At 61.6% G+C, this 18,450-nt stretch carries 23 protein-coding genes and 1 tRNA gene; 14 read left to right on the top strand and 10 right to left on the bottom strand.

From position 1 onward, the window contains the following. Positions 1-54: 54 nt before the first annotated feature. From IZ6_RS07005 to IZ6_RS06985, 5 genes are all read right to left on the bottom strand, one after another. Positions 55-954, bottom strand: coding sequence for an ion transporter (locus tag IZ6_RS07005; protein ID WP_222877280.1), 900 nt, complete (start codon positions 952-954; stop codon positions 55-57). A 43-nt stretch (positions 955-997) separates the two neighbouring features. Then, positions 998-1,075 (bottom strand) — tRNA-Pro (locus tag IZ6_RS07000). Positions 1,076-1,204: 129 nt separating this feature from the next. After that, the gene (locus tag IZ6_RS06995; protein WP_222877279.1) at positions 1,205-2,392 is read right to left on the bottom strand and encodes a nickel/cobalt efflux transporter; all 1,188 of its coding nucleotides are present in this window, start codon (positions 2,390-2,392) and stop codon (positions 1,205-1,207) included. 12 nt (positions 2,393-2,404) lie between these two features. Next, positions 2,405-2,689: a metal-sensing transcriptional repressor gene (locus IZ6_RS06990; protein WP_222877278.1), complete on the bottom strand. Its 285-nt coding sequence runs from the start codon at positions 2,687-2,689 to the stop codon at positions 2,405-2,407. Between the two features lie 72 nt (positions 2,690-2,761). Next, on the bottom strand, positions 2,762-3,526 hold the full coding sequence (locus IZ6_RS06985) for a maleate cis-trans isomerase family protein (RefSeq protein WP_222877277.1): 765 nt from the start codon (positions 3,524-3,526) through the stop codon (positions 2,762-2,764). Positions 3,527-3,686: 160 nt separating this feature from the next. Here IZ6_RS06985 and IZ6_RS06980 point away from each other — a divergent pair, with 160 nt between their 5' ends. Next, positions 3,687-4,145, top strand: a complete 459-nt coding sequence (locus IZ6_RS06980) for a type II 3-dehydroquinate dehydratase (protein WP_222877276.1) — start codon at positions 3,687-3,689, stop codon at positions 4,143-4,145. Here the strand turns inward: IZ6_RS06980 and IZ6_RS06975 are convergent. Beyond that, the gene (locus IZ6_RS06975) at positions 4,117-5,049 is read right to left on the bottom strand and encodes a LysR family transcriptional regulator (RefSeq protein ID WP_222877275.1); all 933 of its coding nucleotides are present in this window, start codon (positions 5,047-5,049) and stop codon (positions 4,117-4,119) included. The genes IZ6_RS06980 and IZ6_RS06975 overlap by 29 nt on opposite strands. Positions 5,050-5,141: 92 nt before the next feature. Here IZ6_RS06975 and IZ6_RS06970 point away from each other — a divergent pair, with 92 nt between their 5' ends. The 13 genes from IZ6_RS06970 (at position 5,142) to IZ6_RS06910 (ending at position 16,587) form a co-directional block, all read left to right on the top strand. After that, complete coding sequence (locus tag IZ6_RS06970; protein ID WP_222877274.1) at positions 5,142-6,593, top strand: 4-hydroxyphenylacetate 3-hydroxylase family protein; 1,452 nt, start codon at positions 5,142-5,144, stop codon at positions 6,591-6,593. Next, entirely contained in the window at positions 6,590-7,081 is a 492-nt protein-coding gene (locus tag IZ6_RS06965; RefSeq protein ID WP_222877273.1) for a flavin reductase family protein, read from the top strand. The genes IZ6_RS06970 and IZ6_RS06965 overlap by 4 nt, the downstream gene beginning before the upstream one ends. Further along, entirely contained in the window at positions 7,082-8,329 is a 1,248-nt protein-coding gene (argE, locus tag IZ6_RS06960) for an acetylornithine deacetylase (protein ID WP_222877272.1), read from the top strand. Then, complete coding sequence (locus IZ6_RS06955) at positions 8,326-8,748, top strand: RidA family protein (RefSeq protein ID WP_222877271.1); 423 nt, start codon at positions 8,326-8,328, stop codon at positions 8,746-8,748. The genes argE and IZ6_RS06955 overlap by 4 nt, the downstream gene beginning before the upstream one ends. A 15-nt stretch (positions 8,749-8,763) precedes the next feature. After that, positions 8,764-9,441, top strand: coding sequence for a DUF1028 domain-containing protein (locus tag IZ6_RS06950; protein WP_222877270.1), 678 nt, complete (start codon positions 8,764-8,766; stop codon positions 9,439-9,441). Then, a complete protein-coding gene (locus IZ6_RS06945; RefSeq protein WP_222877269.1) occupies positions 9,438-9,866 on the top strand; it encodes a GlcG/HbpS family heme-binding protein in 429 nt (142 codons plus the stop codon). The genes IZ6_RS06950 and IZ6_RS06945 overlap by 4 nt, the downstream gene beginning before the upstream one ends. Positions 9,867-10,117: 251 nt before the next feature. Next, a complete protein-coding gene (locus IZ6_RS06940; RefSeq protein ID WP_222877268.1) occupies positions 10,118-11,620 on the top strand; it encodes an amidase in 1,503 nt (500 codons plus the stop codon). Beyond that, a complete protein-coding gene (locus IZ6_RS06935; protein WP_222877267.1) occupies positions 11,617-12,711 on the top strand; it encodes a mandelate racemase/muconate lactonizing enzyme family protein in 1,095 nt (364 codons plus the stop codon). Before IZ6_RS06940 ends, IZ6_RS06935 begins: the two co-directional genes overlap by 4 nt. Before the next feature lie 29 nt (positions 12,712-12,740). Further along, positions 12,741-13,733: a TRAP transporter substrate-binding protein gene (locus IZ6_RS06930; protein WP_222877266.1), complete on the top strand. Its 993-nt coding sequence runs from the start codon at positions 12,741-12,743 to the stop codon at positions 13,731-13,733. Positions 13,734-13,798: 65 nt separating this feature from the next. After that, positions 13,799-14,380, top strand: a complete 582-nt coding sequence (locus tag IZ6_RS06925; RefSeq protein ID WP_222877265.1) for a TRAP transporter small permease — start codon at positions 13,799-13,801, stop codon at positions 14,378-14,380. Further along, positions 14,377-15,657 (top strand): TRAP transporter large permease, encoded by a 1,281-nt coding sequence (locus IZ6_RS06920; protein WP_222877264.1) that lies wholly within the window; start codon positions 14,377-14,379, stop codon positions 15,655-15,657. Before IZ6_RS06925 ends, IZ6_RS06920 begins: the two co-directional genes overlap by 4 nt. Before the next feature lie 10 nt (positions 15,658-15,667). Then, positions 15,668-16,270 carry a glutathione S-transferase gene (locus IZ6_RS06915; RefSeq protein WP_222877263.1) on the top strand — a complete coding sequence of 201 codons (603 nt, stop codon included), beginning with the start codon at positions 15,668-15,670 and terminating at the stop codon, positions 16,268-16,270. Positions 16,271-16,335: 65 nt separating this feature from the next. Continuing rightward, complete coding sequence (locus tag IZ6_RS06910) at positions 16,336-16,587, top strand: hypothetical protein (protein WP_222877262.1); 252 nt, start codon at positions 16,336-16,338, stop codon at positions 16,585-16,587. A gap of 31 nt (positions 16,588-16,618) precedes the next feature. Here IZ6_RS06910 and IZ6_RS06905 read toward each other — a convergent pair whose 3' ends face one another. The 4 genes from IZ6_RS06905 to IZ6_RS06890 form a co-directional block, all read right to left on the bottom strand. Continuing rightward, positions 16,619-16,822 (bottom strand): hypothetical protein, encoded by a 204-nt coding sequence (locus IZ6_RS06905; RefSeq protein WP_222877261.1) that lies wholly within the window; start codon positions 16,820-16,822, stop codon positions 16,619-16,621. A gap of 93 nt (positions 16,823-16,915) precedes the next feature. Then, positions 16,916-17,152, bottom strand: a complete 237-nt coding sequence (locus tag IZ6_RS06900; RefSeq protein WP_222877260.1) for a hypothetical protein — start codon at positions 17,150-17,152, stop codon at positions 16,916-16,918. 98 nt (positions 17,153-17,250) lie between these two features. Further along, positions 17,251-18,015 (bottom strand): MerR family transcriptional regulator, encoded by a 765-nt coding sequence (locus IZ6_RS06895; RefSeq protein WP_222877259.1) that lies wholly within the window; start codon positions 18,013-18,015, stop codon positions 17,251-17,253. Between the two features lie 41 nt (positions 18,016-18,056). Continuing rightward, positions 18,057-18,368, bottom strand: a complete 312-nt coding sequence (locus tag IZ6_RS06890; protein WP_222877258.1) for an integration host factor subunit alpha — start codon at positions 18,366-18,368, stop codon at positions 18,057-18,059. Positions 18,369-18,450: the final 82 nt, after the last annotated feature.

The following is an 18,450-nucleotide window of genomic DNA, read 5'->3' as shown; positions in this document are numbered from 1 at the left end:
CCGAAGTCCCCTGCCCGGTTTAGCGGTTTGCCGGGGTTTCAGCCAAGCCCGGCCTCAGCGCTTGCGCTTTTTCCCGGTCTTGGCCGCCCTGGAGCCCCGGGCGGCCGCCGCCCGGGCTTTCGGTTTCACCGAGGCCCGGAGTGCCGCGAGTTCCTTTTCGATCCGCGCCAGAGAGGCTTCGATGTCGTGCTCGAAATCCATGAGTTCGGTATCGCGCTTCTGATCCTCTTCGGCGACCGCCGCCTGCACGCCGCTCTGCATGGAATCGACGATGACGGCGACGACCAGGTTGAGGATGGCAAAGGTCGCGATCAGCACGAAGGGCACGAAGAACAGCCAGGAGAACGGATGCGTCTCCAAGGTCGCGCGCATGATGTCCGGCCAGCCCTCAAGCGTGAGGATCTGGAACATGGTCAGGAGCGAATTGCCGAGATCGCCGAAGCGCTCGGGATCGGACGTCCCGTAAAGCCGCGTTGCGATGACCGCGCCTACATACAGAACAAGCAGCAGAAGCGCCGCGACCGAGCCCATAGCCGGCATGGCACGGAGCAGCGCATCCACCACGGCCCTGAGTGAAGGCATGATCGAGATAAGACGCAGCACCCGCAGCACCCGCAGCGCCCGGAGCGAGGACAGAGCGCCGGTCGCCGGCAGAAGCGCCATGCCGATGACGATGAAATCGAAGACCGACCACGGATCGCGGAAGAAGCGCGCGGGACCGAACACCGCAAGGCGGATCACGATCTCGGCGACGAAAATCCAGAGGATGAGGTGATCGAGCGCGATCAGCAGCGGACCGATCTTCTCGACAACGGCCGGAATGGCCTCAAGGCCGAAGATCAGGGCGTTGAAGAGGATGAGGCCGATGATCGCCGCCTGGAACGGCGGGGCATCGAGAAAGGTGGTCAGGCGGTCGCGAAGCGAAAAGCGGGAAGGCTCGACGGCGGCTGCCATGGGGCTCCTTCAGGTGGGGAAGGGTTTGAAGGTCAAAAAGAAATGGTCGGGGCGGCGGGATTCGAACCCACGACCCCCTGTCCCCCAGACAGGTGCGCTAACCGGGCTGCGCTACGCCCCGACTGGTGAGGGCTTAGAGGATCGGGGGGGATTTTTAAAGGCGGGATTTGACGCCGCACCGAAAGAACACCCGGAGAGACTATTTTCCTGAACAAATCGGCCCCGGACGTCTCGCCCGGGGCCGTCTGGATCAGGCAATGCCCGACAGGCCGTGGATGCCGACATAAAGGCCGACCAGGATCAGCAGCGCACCGGAGAAATAAGGCGCGCGGCGCGCAAAGGTCGAAAAGCCTGAGAAACGGCGTGAGGCATGGCGCATGCCGATGGCGGCCAGCGCCCCGACCGAGACAAGCGTCACCGCAAGACCGATCGAGAAGCTCAGCACGAGAACCGCGCCAAGCGGGATTTCCTTCAGCTGCAGACAGAGCAGCAGCACGGTGATCGCCGCCGGGCACGGAATGAGGCCGCCCGTCAGGCCGAAGGCCGTGATCTGCCAATTGCTGACATTTGTCTGCCCGGCAAAGCGACGGCGGATATCGTTGGCGTGCGCAAGCTCATGCGCGTCCTGATAGCCGTCGGTGCCGAGATCGAGGCCGCGCATCTCCTCATGCATGTGATCGTGACCTTCGACACTGGCAAGGAACGACACATCGAAATCATGCGAGTGATTGCCGTGGCCGAGCGCGAGGCGGACCATAAAATCGTGCGGCGCGGGCACTTCCTCGACGCTCTCGATAAAGCCTTCACGTTCGCGGAAGGTGAAGGCCTGCTCGCGCCCGCCCGGACGCTCGATGGTGAGCTTCACTTCCTTCGCGCCCCAGGGCTTGCCGACCTGAGGCGAGAAGCGCCAATGCGCGTGGCCGTGCGACTTGTTGAGTTCGAGCTTGTGCAGGCCGTGACCGGTGTCGATCTTCCGCACATCGCCGGCGTTTTGCGTGACTTCAGAATGATCGTGGGAATGGCCGTGATCGTGGTCATGCGAATGGCCGTGGCCATGATCGTGCACATGGCCCGCCGCGAGCTTGGCCATCTGCTGATCCTTCCAGGTGCGCCACAGCATCCAGACCGCAAGCGCGATAATGACGGCGCCCGACACGGCCTGCATATAAGGCTCGACCGTTTCCGCATCGACACCCTGATAGAGGTACATACCGATCAGCGCGATGGCCCAGACGACGGCGGTGTGGGAGATGGTGGCCGCGAGGCCGAGAAGGATGGCCTGCTTAACCGTGCCGCGGATCGCGACGATGAAGGCCGCCATCAGCGTCTTCGAATGGCCCGGCTCAAGCCCATGCAGCGCGCCGAGAAGAATTGCGCTCGGAATGAACAGCCAGGCATGAGCGGAGCTCTGGGCGATGAGCGAGGCAAAGGACGGCATGGGCGAAAGCTCCTAGAGGTACTTCGTGATTTCCTTGAACTCGTCGATCGGCGCGCGCTCTTTGCGCGATAGCGTGCCGATGGCTTCTTCGAGACAGTGATCGAGATGGTCCTGGATCAGGGTTTTCTTGGCCTGCCCGATCGCCTTCTCGACGGCGTGCAGCTGTTGCGCGATGTCGAGGCAGGGCCGGCCCTCCTCGATCATTTTGACGACGGTTTTTAGATGCCCTTCGGCGCGGCGCAGGCGCTTGGCGACCTGTTCGTGGTGCATATGCGGATCGTGGGAATGTTCGGTCATGCGGTCAGTCCTATCCTCCGGGAGGGGATATAGATAGGCGACAAAAGTTGAAGTTTCCAGAAGCATGGGTTTTCAGGGGGCGAGGCGCTTTGAGAAGAGCTGGCCGTAGCCGGGCTTGGCACCGTTGACGTCGCAAAGCTCCAGGCAATGCCAGAACGAGGCCTGAACGGCGGAGATCACCGGTTTGCCGAGCTTCTGCTCCAGTGCCTCGATGACGCCGACGGTGCGGAAATTGGTGCAGCTGATGAAAATGGCGCTGGCGTCCGGATGATCGACGGACAGCACATGCTCATAAACCTTATCGAGCGGCACTTCGGCGAGCGCATGATCGGAAGTGATGTCGAGCTTTGCGCTCTTCATAACCTGATGTCCGTTTTCTTCCAGGAAACGGATGGCGCGGTCGTGAATCTCGCCGACATAGGGCGTTGCGAGCGCGACCTTCCCGGCTTTGACTTCTTTGAGCGCCGCAAGCGTTGCGGTCGAAGCTGTCGTGACTTTCGGGCCGGGAACCCAGGCCTGCAGCTTTTTCGTCAGCGCAACATCATAGGCCGTGCCGTGAAGGAAGGAGGCGCTGGTGCCGCCGAAGCACATGACATCGATCGGCGCCGAGCCGATCAGGCGCGCCGCCTGTTCCAGCATCGGATGGTTCATCATCTCCTCGATGCCCTGCACCGTGACCTTCGGCAGATGGATGCGCGTCGTATGGACGGCAACGCCCTCGGCGGCCATCGCGCCCATCTCGGCGTCCATAGCAACGCTGGAAGCTATGAAGATCAGCCCGATCCGCGCTTTGGAGCCGTAACCATCGGGGCGGAACTGTGGGGCACTCGCGGACATAAAAACTCCAATCGAACTCGGCGCGAGCATAAAAGCCGCCTCCCGCCGATGAAACCGGCGGACTGACCATTATTGTCCGATGCCTCGCATAGAAAAACACGATTTAGTGTTTCGCTTCTCAGCAATTAGCCTATGCATATCGAAGCCACAGGATGTTTAGATGCCGACGCCGAAAGTGTTCCTCCTCAACGGGCCTAACGCCAATCTCTACGGGCTCGACCCGTCGGGCACTTATGGCACTGAGAGCTTTCCGGCGATCAAGGCGCGCTGCGAAAAGCGCGCGGCGTCCCTCGGACTCGACCTCGATTTCCGTCAGTCGAACACCGAAGGCGAGATCGTCACCTGGATTCAGGAAGCGCGGGGCTCGGCCGCCGGCATCGTCATCAATGCCGCGGGCCTGACCTATACCTCGGTCGCGATCCTCGATGCACTGCTCGCCTTCAACGGCCCGATCATCGAAGCGCATATGAGCAATATCTGGAAGCGCGAGCCCTTCCGCCATCACTCCTACGTCTCGAAGGCCGCAACCGGTGTCATCGCCGGGCTCGGCGCCTCGGGCTATGAGCTTGCTCTGATGGCGATTGCCGATCTTATCGGCGCGAAGCCGCTTTCTTCCTGACCGGGATGTCCGGCGCGAACATTTCGCGCAGATGCGCGACGAAGGCATCAACCGCCGGACGCTGCGACTGACGCTTCAGAGCCAGGATCATCAGTTCGACAGGCTCGGGATCGCCGGAGATCGGGATCGCCGCGACGCGCCCGCCGTCATAGGTGTCCATGCTTTTGGCCACGAGATTGGTGATGGTGTAGCCGCGGCCATGGCCGACAAGACCGCGCGCCAGTTCCTGCGTGCGGGCGCGGAACGCGACCTTCGGCTCGAGCCCCTGCGCACGGAAGAGATTGAGGAAGTAATCGCGCGAATAGGGCATATCGAGCAGGATGAACTCATCCTCCGCCAGTTCAGCCAGCTCGACGTCCTTCCGCCCGGCGAGCCGGTGACCGGCCGGCAGAACCGCATAAGGCGGAAACGCCGTCAGCTTTTCGCCGGCGACCTCGTCGGGAATGGCGAAGCGGTAGGACAGCGCAAGCTCGGTGCGGCCCGCCGCGAGCGAATCCAGAATGTTCTGCTGATCTCCCTCCTCCAGGCTGACGACGACGCCGCCATGGCTTTCGGCAAAACCCGACAGAATGCTCGGCATCAGATGCGAGGCGATGGTCCAGAGGCAGCCGACCGAGATCTCGCCGCGCAGCTCCGAGCCGAGGTCTTTGGCCGATTGGGTGAAATCGCGGGCGTGGTTCAAAAGCCCCCTCGCCTCGCCGATGATGCGGGCGCCGGCGGAAGTGAGGGTCACACCCCGCGCATGGTGGCGGATGAAAATCTGCACCCCGAGCTCGTCCTCGACCTGGGCAATGGCCGAAGAAATTGAGGGCTGAGAGACATTTAGCTTCCGCGCGGCCTCTGTGAGATTGCCGCTGTCGGCGGTGGCCACGACGTAACGCAGGGCCCGCAGGGAGACATTCATCAGCTTTTTCTATCCCGATCCAATATTTAAAATATTTTATCAATCCACCCGGCCAACGCAAGCTTCCCTCAGAATAGTGGTGAGGGACCAAGATGATCCGGACAGGTGACGAGTATCGGGCGGGGCTGCGTGACGGCCGTGAAATCTGGATCGACGGCGAACGCGTTTCCGACGTCACCAAGCACCCGGCGTTCAAGCCCATCGTCGATATCCGTTCTCGTATGTACGATATGCAGCACGATGCCAAGTATAAGGATCGTCTGACCTATCAGGAAAACGGCGAAACCCTCACGAAGTTCTACAAGCCGCCGCGCGAAAAGCAGGATTGGAACGACAAGGTCGATATCGTCGACGCCGTGATGAAAGATATCGGCGGCGTCGTCACCCGCGTCGGCGACGAGACGATCGGCGAAGTCTGGTCGCTGATGGATGGCCGCGATGTCCTCGCCGAGTTCAATCCGGAATTTGCCAACAATGTCGACCGTCATGTGGCGCGCGTTCTGGCCGAGGACATTTTCCACGTCTCCGCGAATACCGATCCGAAGGGCGACCGCTCGCGCGCACCGAAGGATCAGGACCCGGACATGCTGGTGCATGTCACCAAGGAAACGGATGCCGGCATCATCATCCGCGGCGCCAAATATGAGACCGCCGCAGCCTATGCCGACCAGGCCTTCCTGAAGCCGACCGTCGGTGCCTGGACCAATGAAGAACTGTCCGACTACGCCGTGGGTTGCATCGTGAAGATGGGCGCGCCGGGCGTCAAACATATCTGCCGCTCGGGTTTTGCCGGCAAGAACAGCCCGGCCGATTATCCGCTGGCCAACAAATTCGACGAAGTCGAAGCGCTGGTTGTGTTCGACGATGTACTGATCCCCTGGGAAGATATTTTCTTCTACCGTCATACCAAGGCGGCGCAGTTCATCCGTTCGACCCTGCACCGCTATTCGGCGTTTCCTTATGTGCTGCGTCTTCTCTACGTCGCCGACATGATGATTGGCGCCGCCATGTGGAACGCCAAGCAGACCGGCCTCGAAAAGCTTCAGTCGGTGAAGGAAAAGCTCGCCGACCTCGTCTGCTACCGCGAAGGCATCAACGCGCATCTCACGGCCTCGATCGCCATGGCCGAAAAGAGCCCGGGCGGGCTTCTGATGCCGCAGCAGTCGATGCTCTATGCCGGCCGCGTCTTCGCCTGCTCCCAGCTTCCGGCAATGATGCACATCGCGCGTGAACTCTGCGGCGGCCAGATCTGCATCACCCCGAATGCCGCAAGCTTCAAGGCCGAAGGCTCCGGCGACTGGCTGAAGAAGTTTTACACGCTGAATGAAAAGTGGGAATCCGAAGACCGCCGCAAGCTTCTGGCCTTCGCCCGCGATCTTCTGAACTCCGACTATGCCGGACATCGCCTGACCTTCGTGCAGTTCGCGCAGGCCCCGCACTTCAACCATCTCGCCGCCGTTTACGGCAGCTTCGATTTCTCCGGACCGCTCGACTTCGTCCGCAAGGCCGCCGATCTGTCCGACCGGATTGGATCGTCAAAATGAACACGGTCGATGCAACTGAGTTTCGCGATGCGATGGCAACGACGGCAACCGGTGTCACCGTCATTACGACGGATGGCAAGGCTGGCCGCGCCGGGGTCACGGTTTCGACGCTGTGCTCTCTCTCGCTCGAGCCGCCTTCAGTAATCCTGTGTGTGCACAAGGAAAGCCGGGCGCTGCCGACACTGTTCGAGAACGGCGTCTTCGTCGCCAATGTTCTGGCGTGCGGCCAAGAGCGCGTCGCCGACACCTTTGCCGGCCGCATCGCCGAACTGCGCGATGACCGCTTCGCCTCCGGCGAATGGCAGAACCTAGTCACCGGCGCGCCCGCCCTTATCGGCGCCGTCTGCGCCTTCGATTGCACGGTCGCCCAGGTGTTCGATTTCGGATCGCACCGCATCATTGCCGGCATCGTCGTCGGCCTTGCACAGACCGACAGCCCGCCGCTCGTTCACGCCCAGCGCGCCTACCAGCGACTGCGAGCCGCATAGATGGAAGGACTGCCCGCCCCCTCGATCCTTGGAACCGGCGGCGACGCCACCGGCGCCAATGTCGCGCGGGCGGTCGATATTCTGTCGAGACTGATTGAGTTCAAAACAGTCTGCGGCGGGCCGAACCTCGATGCGGTGTCCTATATCGCCGCCTATCTCGCCCAATACGGCGTGACCTCGAAGATCATCCACGATCCGTCGGGCACGAAAGCCTCGATCCTCGCCAGCATCGGGCCTGTCGGCCGGCCCGGCGTCGTCCTCTCCGCGCACACAGACGTTGTACCCGCCGACGACCAGAACTGGTCGACGCCGCCCTTTACCGCAAGCCGCCGCGACGGACGCGTTTTCGGACGCGGTGCGACCGATATGAAGGGCTTCGTCGCGCTTGTTCTTGCGCATCTGCCGAGCTTTTGCGCCGCAAAGCTGACGGCGCCGATCCACATCGCCTTCTCCTATGACGAAGAGCTCGGCTGCAAAGGCGCGCCCGATCTCGTGGCCGCTGTCGCAGCTCTTCCCGCAAAGCCTGTACTCTGCATTATCGGCGAGCCGACCAAGATGCGCGTCGTGCGCGGCCATAAAGGCAAGGTCGCGCGCCGCATCACGATCTCCGGCCGCGGCGGCCACTCCGCCTATCCGGACCGTGGCGCCAATGCCGTCTATGCCGCGGCGCAGATCGCGACCGGCCTGCGCGCCCTCGGCCAGGAATCCGCACTGCGTGAAGAGGCGCCCGGCTTCGACCCGCGCTACGCGACCGTGCATGTCGGCTCGCTGCATGGCGGCACGGCGCTCAATCTTGTGCCGGAAAAAGCCGTGCTCGAATTCGAGATCCGCTTCACGCCGAAGACGGACATCAAGGCGCTGCTGCGGCGGGTCGACCTCATCGTCGAGACCGCCCTCGCACCACTGCAGGCCGTCGCGCCCGAAGCCTATGCGCAGATGGAAAACATGATCGACTATCCGGGGCTCGATATTCCGGCGCAGAGCCCCGCGACCTCCATCGTGCAGACGCTGAGCGGCAGCAAAGAGACGCCCTCCACCATTTCCTTCGGCACGGAAGCCGGGCTCTACGCTGCTGCCGGCATTCCCTCGCTCGTCTGCGGTCCCGGCGACATCGCCCGCGCGCACATCGCCGACGAATGGATCGGCACGGACGAACTCGCCGATGCCAGCCGGATGTTCGACCGGCTTACCGCCCTTCTCTCCCGGCCCGGTTGGGACGCTCTTCTTCAATATCAGGAAGCACGATGACCACGCATAAACGCATCCGTCCGTTCAACACGCGCGAGACCTATCCGGAGCAAAAGCTCGACAACGATCTGTCTCAGGCGGTCGTTGCGAAAGGCACGATGGTTTTTCTGCGCGGCCAGGTCTCGCAGGATCTCGACACGCGCGAGAGCCTGCATGTCGGCGATGCCGGCAAGCAGACCGAAAAGGCGATGCAGAACATCAAGCTGCTGCTGGAGGAATGCGGCAGCGAACTCAGCCATGTCTGCCGCATCGTCGTCTACCTGACCGATATCCGCTACCGCGAAGCCGTTTACCGCGAAATGGGCAAATGGCTGAAAGGCGTTTTCCCCTGCTCGACCGGTCTTGTGGTTCCTGCGCTCGCTCGCCCCGAATGGGTTGTCGAAATCGAGGTCACGGCCGTGATCCCGGACAAAAGTTAAGGAGACCGCCGCATAATGACGTTCTCCATCGCCGCACGCTGCGCCCGGACAAAAATGTTCGGCATATCGGTCTCGTCATCGAGTCCGAGCGTTGCGGCGCGCTGCGCGCATGCGCGCGCCGGCGTTGGAGCGGTCGCGACGCAGAACATCACCGATCCGACGCTCGGACCCGACGGGCTCGATCTCCTCGCTTATATGTCGGCGCCCGACGCGCTTGCCTGGCTGACGCGCGATGCGCCGGATATCGAATACCGCCAGATCACCATGATCGATGCCGAGGGCAAGACAGCCGCCTTCTCCGGCAAGAAAACGCTTGGCGTTCACGGCACGGCCACGGCGCAGAATGTCGTCGCCGCCGGAAATCTTCTCTCCAGCGAAGCCATTCCCGACAAGATGGTTGCGGCCTTTCTTGCCGATGAGAGCGCCGATCTCGGCGACCGCATCCTTGCCGCCATGAAGACGGCGCTCGCCGAAGGCGGCGAAGAAGGCCCGGTGCATTCCGCCGGCATGCTGATCGTCGACGAAGTGCGCTGGCCTATCGCCGATCTGCGCGTCGACTGGCATGAGAGCGATCCCATCGGTGAACTCGAAAAGCTCTGGGCACTCTGGAAGCCGCAGGCGAAAGACTACGTCACGCGCGCGCTGAACCCGTCTTCTGCTCCCGCCTATGGCGTGCCGGGAGACGAGCGATGAGCAGCTTCACCCGCCCGACGCTGAAGCTGACGCATGAAGGCGCGCTGAAGGCGCTGGCCGGCGCTGTCGCGAAAGCCAAAGAACTCGGCGTGCCGCAGAACATCACGATTGTCGATGACGGCGGCAATCTCCTCGCTTTCGTGCGCATGGACGGCGCCAGGCTTTTGTCGCGCGAGACGTCGATGTCGAAGGCGATTACGGCGGCCTCTCACCGCCAGCCGACCTCGCGGCTCGATCCCGCAAACGAACTCAAACTCGCCATCGCGGCGGGCGGACGCCTCACCAATCTCGAAGGCGGCCTGCCCATCGTGATCGACGGACAATGCATCGGCGCAGTCGGCGTCGGTTCGGGCACAGGCGCTCAAGACGTCGAAGTTGCCAGAGCCGCTCTTGCTGCAATCGGGGCAGAAGATCAAAAGCCATGAGATAGAAATATGCGTACGCCATGACGTACTTCTACAGTACTCGAGCTCAAATCAATCGACGCTTAGCGCCGAAGAAAGCTTTATTGAAAGCTATTCTTCGGCGTTTTTTATTTTGTACTGACGTTGACTGCCCAAAATTGCGCCGATTCAACGATGCGTTTTTGATCAATTGCTGAAATGTTGTTTTTTTGGGCAGTTTTTTCTTTGGTTCAATTGACTGAATTCACTTTGGCCGCGAGAACACGAAGAACATGAGTACGGACCTTCTCAGTCACACGGCCCGTCAGCTGCGATCTCTGATCGGCAGCAAAGCGATTTCGCCTGTCGAATTGTTCGACGCGAGCATTGCGCGCATCGAAAAGCTCGATCCGAAACTCAACGCGGTCGTGGCGCGGGATTTTGCACGCGGACGCAAAGCGGCCGCTGCGGCCGAAGACGCCGTCATGAACGGCGAGCCGCTCGGCCCGCTTCATGGTTTGCCGGTCGGCGTGAAGGATTTGACGGAGACCGGCGGCCTGACAACGACGTTCGGCTCGCTCGTGCACAAAGATCATGTGCCGGCGAAGGACGATCCGATCGTCGCGAAGATCCGCGCCGCCGGCGGCATCATCATCGGCAAGACCAACACGCCGGAGTTCGGCGCGGGTGCCAATACGGTGAACCGCGTCTACGGCGCGACAGTGAACCCTTTCGATCCGGAGCTTTCCTGCGCCGGCTCCTCCGGCGGATCGGCTGTTGCTTTGGCGACGGACATGATGCCGCTCGCCACCGGCTCCGATCTCGGCGGCTCGTTGCGGACGCCCGCCTCCTTCTGTGGCGTTGTCGGCCACAGGCCCTCGCCGGGCGCGGTGACGCACGATACGCGCCGCCATGGCTGGTCGCCCCATTTTGTCGAAGGGCCGATGGCACGGAACGCCGAAGACGCGGCGCTCCTGATGGCGGCGATGGTCGGCACCAGCGCGAAAGACCCGCTCTCGCTCGATCTATCGCCCGATCCCTTCGTCAACCTCGCGACAACCGATCTCTCGACCCTGCGCGTCGCGTTCAGCGCCGATCTCGGCGCGGTTCCGGTGTCGAAAGATGTACAGGAGGCATTCCGCAAGAAGACCGCGAAAATCGCGCCTCTCTTTGCTTCCGCCGAATGGATCGATCCGAAGATCGAGGGTGTCAACTTCACCTTCGAGACGCTGCGCGCCGTCGGCTTCGCCGACACGCTGACCGATTATATCGGCCGACACCGCGATCTCGCCGGACCGAACGTTATTGCGAACACTGAGCTGGCCAAGCGCGTCTCCGTCGCCGATGTCGCGCGAGCGCATGCGCAGCAGACTGAGATTGTCCGCAACTTCCAGGCCTTCTTCGCCGATATCGACCTTCTGATCTGCCCGGCGGCCTCCGCCGTGCCGTTCCCGGTCGAGCAGCTTTTCGTCTCGCACATCAATGGCGAAAAGCTCGACACCTACATCACCTGGTGCGCCATCGCTTCAGCCATCACGCTGACGACGCATCCCGCAACGGTCATTCCCGCAGGCCTCGGCCCGAGCGGCATGCCCTTCGGCCTGCAGATCGTCGGCAAATACCGCGACGACGCCGGCACGCTGTCGGCGGCCGCAGCTCTCGAAGCCGCCTTTGCCGAAGACGCAGAACTTCAGCGTCCCCTGCCCGATCTTGCGGGCCTGCAAAAGCGCACAAGTTCGGCCGGCAAAATTCCGCCTGCGCTCACCGCCCACGTCAAGACAATGGAGCTGTTGTGAAGATCGTCAAAGTCGAGGTCAGTATTCATGCGTTTCAGAATTCGATCCCGCTGATCAACAAGCGGCTCGAAGACGATTACCGCATCATCTGCCAGATCGAGACGGACGACGGCCACACCGGCTTTGGCATGGCCTCGCGCTTTCTGTGGCACGGCGTTGCCGCCATCGTCGAAAAGCATATCGGTCCCGCCATCCTCGGCATGGATGCGCGCGACCTCGAAAAGATCCACGCACGACTGCAGCCAATCCTCTCCGAACGCGGCTCGATGACCGGCATTAATCTGTCGGCTTTGTCGTGCGTGGATCTCGCCATATGGGACCTTCTCGGCAAGGCCTCCGGCCGCACCGTGGCCGAAATGCTGGGCGGCGCTAAAGACTATGCCGATGTCTATGTGACTTACGGCTTTGCGGCGTTCGACATCGATCAGCTGATCGAGATGGGACGCATCCTGATCGGCAAGGGCCATAGCCGCCTCAAAATGCTGGTCGGCTCGAAGCTCGGCGTTCTCGAAGATGTGCGCCGCGTGCGCGCCGTCCGCGCTGCGCTTGGCGACGATATTATTCTCGCGGTCGACGCCAATGAAAGCATCGGCCTCGAAGACGCGATGCGGCTCTGCCCCTATCTCGAAGAATGCAACATCGCCTGGTTCGAAGATCCATTCCGCCGGGTCGATGCCCGCGATATGGGCATGATGCGCAAGCGCACGACGATCCCGCTGTCCGCCGGTCAGATGGACGGCCATTCGCTGCGCTTCCGCGAATGGGTCGAGCATGACGGCCTCGACATCTTCATGCCGAACAGCATGTACAATGGCGGCATGACGGAGACGCGCCGCGTCGCCTATCTCTCGCAAATCTACAACAAGCCACTTTCGGACGCCGGCGGCGGAGGCATCTGGTGCCTTCATCACGTCGCGGGCTTCCGCAACGGAACCCTGGCCGAAATGCATCTCGGCACGGAACAGGTGGAGGCGCAGATGTTCGTCGATCCGCCGCAGCAAAAAGACGGGCGCATCGACATTCCGAAAGCGCCGGGATTTGGGGTCACGCTTAACCAGGACAGGCTGAAAGAAACACGCGTCACGCCGTGACACGAAAATTTTCGAAGGAGACTGGGGACATGAGCAAACATATTTCGATTAAGGCGCTTCTCGGCGCCGTCATGCTGGGAACTTCCATCTTTGCGGCGCCGGTCATGGCCGAGCCGCTGAAGCTGCGTATGTCGGGCGACAGCCCGGCGAGCGGCCTCGACATCGTCGTCATGCAGATGTTCGCCGACAATCTGAAGGCCAAGCTTGGCGACGATCTTCAGTACGAGCTGTTCCACTCGGGCGCGCTCGGCGACGAAGTCGTTCACATGCAGCAGATCCGCACCGGCCAGATCGACGTCTATCCGTTCGGTTCGGACGTTGTCGGCCTCGACAAGACCTTCTCGATCTTCGACATGCCGTTCCTGTACAAGGACCGCACCGTCGTCGCCAAGGTTCTGGACGGCGAGATCGGCGAAAAGCTGCGCGCCTCGCTGCGCAAGACCAACGGCCTTGAAGTGCTGGCCTTCGGTGAGATCGGCTTCCGCCAGATCACCAACAATGTCCGCGCCATCAAGACGCCCGCCGATTTCCAGGGCATGAAGATCCGCGTGCCGGGCTCCCCGACCCGCGTTCTAATGTTCAAGACGCTCGGCGCTTCGCCGATCAATATGAGCTTCTCGGAAGTCTATCTTGCCCTTCAGAGCGGCACGATCGACGGTCAGGAAAACCCGCTGGCCGATATCGTGGCACGTTCGCTGCAGGAAGTTCAGAAGAACATCTCGATCTCGAACCACGTCTACACGCCGGTCACTCTGGTGATGAACGCCAAGAAGTACGACAGCCTGACCGACGCGCAGAAGAAGGCGGTCAAGGAAGCGGCGCATGAAGCGGCCGTCAAAGTGCGCGAGATCGGCGCGACCAAGGACATCGAACTGCTGAAGCAGCTCAAGGACAGCGGCAAGATCGCGGTCACCGAGATCGACGTCGACAGCTTCAAGAAGGCCTCGGCGCCTCTCTATGAAGAAATCGGCAAGATCGCCGGTGGCGACATCGCCAACGAAGTTCTGGCCGCCGTCAAGTAATAGGCCAGCCTATTGAACGAGAGGGCGCGGGGAGACATTCCCGCGCTCTCCCACTCGGAGAGACCATGACCATCTCAGCGCCCAGCACGCCCGAGCCGTCCGCCCATGTGCACGACACGATGGGTGTGAACGACACGCTGAGTTCGTTCGAACTTCGCGACGGTCCCGATGCGACCTTCGTCGAGCGCATCGTCGACCGGACGATCGCCGGTGCGGGCGCGGCCATCATCATCGCGATTACAGCTCTGGTGTTCGGCAATGCGACGAGCCGCTACATCTTCAACTTTACGGCGATCTGGGCCGATGAGCTCATCGTCGCCCTGATGCCCTGGCTTGCGATGTGCGGCGTCTATCTGTCGATCCGTCAACGCGAGATGATCCGTATCGATTATTTCGTCGAGAAGTTTCCGCCGAAGATCAAGCGCGTCATTACGATGCTGTCGCAGGTCTTTTCGGCGGCCGTCTTCGCCTATCTCGGTTTCGGCGGATTCCAGTATCTCAACCTGTTCGGCGGCGATCTGACGCTCTATCTCGAGCTCCCGACCGGCTGGTTCACCTCCGCCCTTCTCATCGGCTCCGCGCTCGTCGCCATTGCTTTCCTTATCGAAGCGGTGCGCGACTTCCAGAAGGACAGCACCCCAAAATGATCGGCGCACTTTTAGGCATCGTCCTTCTCATCATTCTCCTCATCCTCGGCGTGCCCATGGTGGCGGCGCTTCTGGGGTCGGTCGCCATCGGCCTTTATATCAGCGGCCAATGGGCGCTGGTCATTCCGCAGGCCATGGTCAACGGCATGAGCGATTACACGCTCATCGCCTTGCCGCTCTTCGTGCTCGCAGGCGTCCTGATGAATGTCGGCGGGCTGTCGACGCGGCTCTTCGATTTTGCCCATTCGCTCGTCGGCTGGATGCGCGGCGGCCTCGCCCAGGTCGACGTGCTGACCTCGATTTTTCTCGGCGGCATGTTCGGCTCCTCGACTGCCGACATCGCCGGCACCGGCTCCATCACCATTCCCGCCATGAAGCGCGCGGGCTATTCGCCGGCCTTCTCGGCAGCGACCTGCGCCTCCTCATCGGGCGTCGGGCCGATGATCCCGCCCTCTTCTCCCATGATCCTTTATTCGGCGGTGACGGGCACCTCGCTCGGCGCGCTGTTTTTGGCCGGCGTCATTCCCGGCATCCTCATGGGCCTGATCTTTATGGCCGTCGTCTTCGTCCTCGCGCGCCGGCACAATTTCCCGCGTCACGGCAATCTGTCGGTTTCGGAGATTCTCTACACCTTCAACCGCGCGCTTCTGTCCATCGGCATGCCGGCCATCATTGTCGGCGGCACCTCGGTCGGCGTCTTCACCCCGACCGAAGGCTCGGCCTTTGGCGTCGTCTATGCCGGTGCGCTCTCCATCTTCATCTATCGTTCTATGGGCTGGACGGCGTTCTACAAATCCTGCGTTTCCGCCGTGCAGCTCTCGGGTGAGCTTCTCGTGATGGTGGGCCTCTCCGGCACGCTCGGCGTCAGCCTTGCGAGCGCGGGCGTGCCGCAGGCACTTGCCGGCGTCATCGACGTCATCGCCATCGGCGATAGTTATTTCATGCGTCTTGCCGCGTTGATGCTGCTCGCCATCATCGCCGGCATGTTCCTCGATCCGCTGATCCCGGTTCTCGTGCCGGTGATCCTGCCGACGCTGATCGCTTTCCAGATCGATCTCATCCAGTTCGGCGTGCTGATGGTCATGGCCGTCGTCATCGGCCAGCTGCATCCGCCGATCGGCATCGCCTCGATCATTGCGGGCCGCATTGCCGGCGTCGATCAGATCCAGGTCTTCCGCGCCAATATGCCGTTCTTCATCGCCATCATCCTGTTCACGCTTGTGCTGATGGCCGTGCCGGAGCTTTCGACCTGGCTGCCCAACTACATGAAAGACTGAGCTTGTGGCCATGAAGCTTCTGTACGCGCCGACCTCCCCCTATGTGCGCAAGGTCATGGCGGTGGCGCATGAGACCGGGCAGATCGATTTTATCGAACCTGTCTTTGCGCTCGCAAATCCGGTCGGCACCAATGACGAGCTGAACGCGGAAAACCCGCTCGGCAAAATCCCGGTGCTGATCACCAAAGACGGGCCGCTCTACGACAGCCTCGTCATCTGCGAATATCTGGACGCGCGCACGCACGGCCATCGCGTTTTTCCGAAAGACGGCCCTCCGCGCTGGAAGGCGCTGAGGCAGCACGCACTGGCCGACGGGCTTCTCGATGCCGCGCTCCTGACGCGCTACGAGAAGGTCTCGCGGCCCCCGGAATTCCAATGGGATGTCTGGCGCGAGGCGCAGCTTTCCAAAATCCGCCGCGCGCTCGCGGCGATGGAGAAAGACCTTCCGGAAGAAGCGACAATCGGCGCCATTGGGTATGGCTGTGCGCTCGGCTATATCCATTTCCGCTTCTCCGACATCGATTGGCGTTCGGCTCACCCGCTTCTCGGAGCGTGGTTCGGAGCCTTCAGCGAACGCCCTTCAATGCATTTAACCGAACCTCGGGAGGCGTGATGTCTACGGACAGCAAAAGCTCCGCCGGGACATCTCCATCGGAAGACGCGATCGGGAGTCCGGACATGGCGGATTGGGCAATCATGAATTGGGTCAAGAAGGGCGAGGAGCGCTCGAAAGTCTGGGCGATCCTGCCGCTCGACACCCGCGCGGCTTTGCCCTTGATCGGCGAGAACGGCTATTGGGACGAATTCCGCAAGATCGACTCCACGCGTTTTGCCGAATTCGAGGAAGCGAAAGAAGCCATCGCCGCGGACGGCTTCTACTTCACGCGCGAGAGCACGGCCATCGGCGCCCTCACCGGCACGCCGGACTGAAGATCCTCGCAACCTTCAAAACTGTAAGGACTTATTCCGCGGCGACCGGCAGAAGCGCGCGGGCTTTTTCGCGCCAGCTCTTTTCCTGTGCGCGGTAATTGCGCACCTGTTCGGAAGAGGCCGTGCCGGCGGCAAGTTCCGCAAACAGCTTTGCCTGCGCATTATAATACGCGATCCAGGCCCGCGTTTCGTCGTCCAGTTGGGCGCGCGTCGTGGGGGTCATATCTTTGCTCATCGTCCGTACTGCTGGCACGGCCTGGCCGGACCAAACAATATTAACAGTCAAACTCGGTTAATTACGCGAGACGCACACCGGTGCGAATCAGTCCTATTTTTCTTCGGCGATAACGGCGATCGAGACATCGGATTCGGGCGAATCCGCGACGCCCGCCACCTCGTAGTGGACGCCGTCGTGGACGACTTCATCGCCGGGAATGGGTGCGTAAAATCCTTCTTTCACGACGCCGAGATCGACGCGCTCGGCGCGCCCGTCCTTATGGTAAAGAACAAGGCCCATACGTCCTGAGACGGCTTTCGGCGGAAAATTGTGTTCGAAGACGCGCATGACCGCTCCTCTTGAAAGCGGGCGCGCAGGAACGCGCAGCCCCGCACCTCGAAACGAGGGACGGGCCGCTCCGGTTCCTTAAGAGACTGATGGGTGGTTCAGGCGCTGCCGTCGAGGACGTGGCGCAGTTCGGTGAGTTCGCGCAGCGTCTGTTCGAGCTGTTTGCGATCTTCTGTGGACAGGCCGGCCGGCTCTTCCTCGGCCTCCTCTTCTTCGTCCTCTTCGTCCTCGTCCTCGTCTTCTTCCTCGTCTTCGTCGCTGTCTTCGGCTTCTCCGCCGTCGTCCTCGTCGTCTTCCTCTTCGCCCTCTTCGTCCTCTTCGTCCTCGTCCTCTTCGTCCGCCTCAGCGCCGGCTTCGGCGTCTTCGGTTTCCTCTTCTTCTTCGTCCTCGGCCTCTTCGTCTTCCTCGACGTCATCATCATCGACGATGGGCTCGAAGTTCGGCCGCCGTGCCGTCACGCTGCGCGCATAGGCGCCCGGACCCATCTCTTCCGAAAACACCGGTTCGAGCCCGCGCGGACGATCGGCTTTGGGCGCATAGGCCTCGTGGCCGCGCGCTGACGCCTCGCCTGAGCTGTCCGGCTCGGAGACTTCGTCGCGCCACAGACCCATCACATGCCGCAGGCCCTGCTCGCGCAGGATCCGCTGCACGCCCTTGATCGTGTAGCCTTCGCCGTAAAGGAGATGTTTGATGCCGCGCAGCAGTTGCACGTCATCGGGGCGGTAATAACGCCGCCCGCCGCCGCGCTTCAGCGGCTTTATCTGGGTAAAACGCGTTTCCCAGAACCGCAGCACATGCTGCGGAAGATCGAGGTCGTCTGCGACCTCGCTGATCGTGCGAAAAGCGTCCGGTGATTTTGTCATTTTGTCGCCCCAATCAAGACGACAGCGATTCGCTCACCCGTTCAATCCTCGGCAGGCACCTCTTCCCCGTTGATACGGGCTTTAAGGATATTGCTGGGTTTGAACACCAGTACCTTGCGCGGCGGGATCGGCACTTCCTGTCCGCTTTTCGGATTACGTCCGACGCGCTGGCCTTTGCCGCGCACGACGAACGAGCCGAAAGACGACAGTTTCACGACTTCACCCTGTTCCAGGCAATCGGCGATTTCGTCGAGCACCATTTCAACCAGGGCGGACGATTCGGTCCGTGACAGCCCCACCTTCTGATACACGGCCTCGCTCAGATCGGCCCGCGTTATGGTCTTCGTGGTCATAGGTTCCTCCCGGGAACGTTTTTGTTTGTTACCACGATGAGAAGCCTAATCTTCTGCGAAGATTGGTCAATCTCTAAAACGG

Source organism: Terrihabitans soli, from assembly GCF_014191545.1.
GTDB classification, from domain to species: domain Bacteria; phylum Pseudomonadota; class Alphaproteobacteria; order Rhizobiales; family Methylopilaceae; genus Flaviflagellibacter; species Flaviflagellibacter soli.
This window is presented reverse-complemented; position numbering and strand designations above follow the sequence as displayed.

What these genes read in the sequence shown, in the direction of transcription:
- IZ6_RS06895 (WP_222877259.1), bottom strand. Translation starts at nt 18,015, where the DNA reads ATGACAAAATCACCGGACGCTTTTCGCACGATCAGCGAGGTCGCAGAC.
- IZ6_RS06915 (WP_222877263.1), top strand. Translation starts at nt 15,668, where the DNA reads ATGAAGCTTCTGTACGCGCCGACCTCCCCCTATGTGCGCAAGGTCATG.
- IZ6_RS06950 (WP_222877270.1), top strand. Translation starts at nt 8,764, where the DNA reads ATGACGTTCTCCATCGCCGCACGCTGCGCCCGGACAAAAATGTTCGGC.
- IZ6_RS06990 (WP_222877278.1), bottom strand. Translation starts at nt 2,689, where the DNA reads ATGACCGAACATTCCCACGATCCGCATATGCACCACGAACAGGTCGCC.
- IZ6_RS06980 (WP_222877276.1), top strand. Translation starts at nt 3,687, where the DNA reads ATGCCGACGCCGAAAGTGTTCCTCCTCAACGGGCCTAACGCCAATCTC.
- argE (WP_222877272.1), top strand. Translation starts at nt 7,082, where the DNA reads ATGGAAGGACTGCCCGCCCCCTCGATCCTTGGAACCGGCGGCGACGCC.
- IZ6_RS06920 (WP_222877264.1), top strand. Translation starts at nt 14,377, where the DNA reads ATGATCGGCGCACTTTTAGGCATCGTCCTTCTCATCATTCTCCTCATC.
- IZ6_RS06900 (WP_222877260.1), bottom strand. Translation starts at nt 17,152, where the DNA reads ATGCGCGTCTTCGAACACAATTTTCCGCCGAAAGCCGTCTCAGGACGT.
- IZ6_RS06910 (WP_222877262.1), top strand. Translation starts at nt 16,336, where the DNA reads ATGGCGGATTGGGCAATCATGAATTGGGTCAAGAAGGGCGAGGAGCGC.
- IZ6_RS06925 (WP_222877265.1), top strand. Translation starts at nt 13,799, where the DNA reads ATGACCATCTCAGCGCCCAGCACGCCCGAGCCGTCCGCCCATGTGCAC.
- IZ6_RS06955 (WP_222877271.1), top strand. Translation starts at nt 8,326, where the DNA reads ATGACCACGCATAAACGCATCCGTCCGTTCAACACGCGCGAGACCTAT.
- IZ6_RS06905 (WP_222877261.1), bottom strand. Translation starts at nt 16,822, where the DNA reads ATGAGCAAAGATATGACCCCCACGACGCGCGCCCAACTGGACGACGAA.
- IZ6_RS06970 (WP_222877274.1), top strand. Translation starts at nt 5,142, where the DNA reads ATGATCCGGACAGGTGACGAGTATCGGGCGGGGCTGCGTGACGGCCGT.
- IZ6_RS06890 (WP_222877258.1), bottom strand. Translation starts at nt 18,368, where the DNA reads ATGACCACGAAGACCATAACGCGGGCCGATCTGAGCGAGGCCGTGTAT.
- IZ6_RS07005 (WP_222877280.1), bottom strand. Translation starts at nt 954, where the DNA reads ATGGCAGCCGCCGTCGAGCCTTCCCGCTTTTCGCTTCGCGACCGCCTG.
- IZ6_RS06940 (WP_222877268.1), top strand. Translation starts at nt 10,118, where the DNA reads ATGAGTACGGACCTTCTCAGTCACACGGCCCGTCAGCTGCGATCTCTG.
- IZ6_RS06995 (WP_222877279.1), bottom strand. Translation starts at nt 2,392, where the DNA reads ATGCCGTCCTTTGCCTCGCTCATCGCCCAGAGCTCCGCTCATGCCTGG.
- IZ6_RS06985 (WP_222877277.1), bottom strand. Translation starts at nt 3,526, where the DNA reads ATGTCCGCGAGTGCCCCACAGTTCCGCCCCGATGGTTACGGCTCCAAA.
- IZ6_RS06930 (WP_222877266.1), top strand. Translation starts at nt 12,741, where the DNA reads ATGAGCAAACATATTTCGATTAAGGCGCTTCTCGGCGCCGTCATGCTG.
- IZ6_RS06975 (WP_222877275.1), bottom strand. Translation starts at nt 5,049, where the DNA reads ATGAATGTCTCCCTGCGGGCCCTGCGTTACGTCGTGGCCACCGCCGAC.
- IZ6_RS06945 (WP_222877269.1), top strand. Translation starts at nt 9,438, where the DNA reads ATGAGCAGCTTCACCCGCCCGACGCTGAAGCTGACGCATGAAGGCGCG.
- IZ6_RS06965 (WP_222877273.1), top strand. Translation starts at nt 6,590, where the DNA reads ATGAACACGGTCGATGCAACTGAGTTTCGCGATGCGATGGCAACGACG.